Raw genomic sequence first — 2,421 nt, forward strand, 5'->3', positions numbered from 1 at the left:
TTCGGGGTTAAGCTGTGAGTGAGTCGTGCTAGCGGGGTGTATGACCAGGCTCTTGGCGTCCCCCACGTTGGCGAGCAGGGAGAACAGGGGCAGGTTGTTTATAAACTTGATGGCCCCGTCGTAACCGCTCTTTAATCCGAATACGACCACGCCGCCGTAGCCGTGCTTGAAATATTTTTTCGCAAGCGCGTGTGTCGGGTCGTCGGAAAGCCCGGGGTAGCGTACCCATGCGACCTTGGGATTTTTTTTCAGCCACTCGGCTACTTTCAAAGTATTTTCCACATGGCGCTCAACACGCAGGTGCAAAGTTTCGATGCCCTGCAGGAACTGCCACGCGTTGTCTGGTGAAAGGGCGGCGCCCAAATTGCGCAGGGGAACGGTGCGGACGCGGAGCGCGAAAGCTATCGGTTTTAAGGCGTCGGGCAGGTCAAGCGCCCAATGCAAGCCGTGGTAGTTGGGGTCCGGCTCTGTAAAGAGCGGATGTTTGCCCGCTTTCCAGTCGAACTTTCCGGCGTCGGTAATGATGCCGCCGATATTCGTGCCGTGGCCGCCGAGCCATTTTGTCAGCGAATTGATCACGATATCCGCGCCGTGTTCGATGGCTTTGAAGAGGTACGGGGTTGTGAACGTGGAATCGACAATCAAAGGAATCCCGTTTTTGTGGGCTATGTCCGCTATCGCCTTGAAATCCACGACGTCAAGAACCGGGTTGCCGATGGTTTCCACGAACAGCGCCTTGGTTTTGGGCGTAATCGCCTTTTCAAAATTTTCCGGCTTGCTCTGGTCCACGAATTTCGCCTTTATGCCGAGCGAGGGCAATATGGCGTCGAACATCGTGTAAGTGCCGCCGTAAAGGTTCGTCGCGCTCACAATCTCGTCGCCCGCCTGCGCGAGTGTGATTATGGCGTAGAAAATAGCCGAAGTCCCGCTTGCAATGGCGACGGACGCCGCCCCTCCTTCCAAAGCGGTTACCCTGTTTTCCAGAACTTCATTGGTCGGGTTTGTCAGGCGGGAATAGATATTCCCAAGTTCCCGCAGGCCGAACAGGTTTGCCGCGTGTTCCGTGCTTTTGAACACATAAGACGCGGTTCTGTAAATTGGAACAGCACGAGCCGTGGTCGCGCTGTCCGGTTTTTCCTGCCCGGCATGGACCGCAAGGGTTTCTAATCGATAATTACTCATAATATCCTCCTAATATAGTAGTTTTTAAGGAATTATATCAAATCCTATTAAACATATATGAATACTATAATAAAAACCAAAAGTTGTCAAGTCTTTATTATAAAAAAATTTCAAATTTTTTTCCCGCTAAAGTCATGCAAAATTCATCTGTGAACATATATAATGGGAATAGTTATGCTTACGGCAGGAGGTGAATAATGGGTTTAATAGTACTTTTATGTATACCGACAGTACCGGCAGTAATTATCGCTATTTACGCATTAATAACAGAAGCAAAAGACAAGAAAAATGCTTAAGCCGCCGGTTACAAGGCTCTAACCTGTTTGATTGCGAGGAGTATCATTAAAAAGATAGAATCTATGGAGGTACCGGTAATGGAACAGGCGATAAATGCGTATCATAATATTAAATCCGCGGCCGAGTTTCGCGAGCTGGAACGTCTTCGCTCCCTAGCCCACCACAACGAAGCTTCCGCCCTTAGCCACGCGCGAGACGAAGTCAGGGCGGAAGAAAGTAAAAAGTGGCAAAAAGTTGTTACCGAAAAAGACGCGGAACTCGCCCGCGTAGTCGCAGATAAAGACGCAGAGATTGCTCGATTGCGCGAAGAATTGGAGAAGAAATAAATTTAAGTCCGAGATATAATTAACCTACCCGACCCCACATATAGCGTATTATGACAGACAAGGTACACTATGAAAAAACGGTGAAAAAACGGTGTCGGATACTAACGCGTCACCTATAGATAGATTCAACTATTTATTTAATACCGAGCAAATGCGAAGCATTAACCGAATAATGTGTTTTTACATTATTCGTGATTTAGACATACATATTGCATCTAAAAAAAGCGGGGGCCTGCGCCCCCGCTTTCGTCATCATTAAATGACAGTTTTCGGCTTGTTTGCCATCGCCTTTGTTATGGCGCAAGAATCTCAATGTTTTTAATCGTGTATTTTGTTATTAAACCATCATTATTTTCGTTTGCACACCAGAGACCAATGACAATATATGGTTTTTGTATGTCATTTGTTGCTGTTATATTATCTGCTTTGAAATCTGTTATGTTAAATGTTGCCTCGGTTGTACCATTATTGGAATAACCTGCGCCTGAATTAGCAATAGTATCATTATTAATCTGACCAGTAGGTTTAGCTCCACATGCTATTCTACTAATAGTTTTCCATCAAATCTCGCCTGATTCTACTTTGAATGTAAATATAATTGATGTACCATCAGATA

Annotated in this window: 2 protein-coding genes; one reads left to right on the forward strand and one right to left on the reverse strand. The window is 46.2% G+C overall.

The genetic code is table 11. The annotated features are described in order from the left end of the window. On the reverse strand, positions 1 to 1,182 hold a 1,182-nt coding region (locus tag ACYVTD_RS11640), incomplete at its 3' end, for an O-acetylhomoserine aminocarboxypropyltransferase/cysteine synthase family protein (protein WP_461247934.1). 359 nt (positions 1,183 to 1,541) lie between these two features. Between ACYVTD_RS11640 and ACYVTD_RS11645 the strand changes: the two genes are divergently transcribed. Next, positions 1,542 to 1,805 (forward strand): hypothetical protein, encoded by a 264-nt coding sequence (locus tag ACYVTD_RS11645; RefSeq protein WP_461247935.1) that lies wholly within the window; start codon positions 1,542 to 1,544, stop codon positions 1,803 to 1,805. Positions 1,806 to 2,421 lie beyond the last annotated feature (616 nt).

The organism is Treponema sp. R6D11 (assembly GCF_054786075.1).

Coding starts and splice junctions, on each gene's coding strand:
- ACYVTD_RS11645 (WP_461247935.1), top strand. CDS start 1,542: ATGGAGGTACCGGTAATGGAACAGGCGATAAATGCGTATCATAATATT.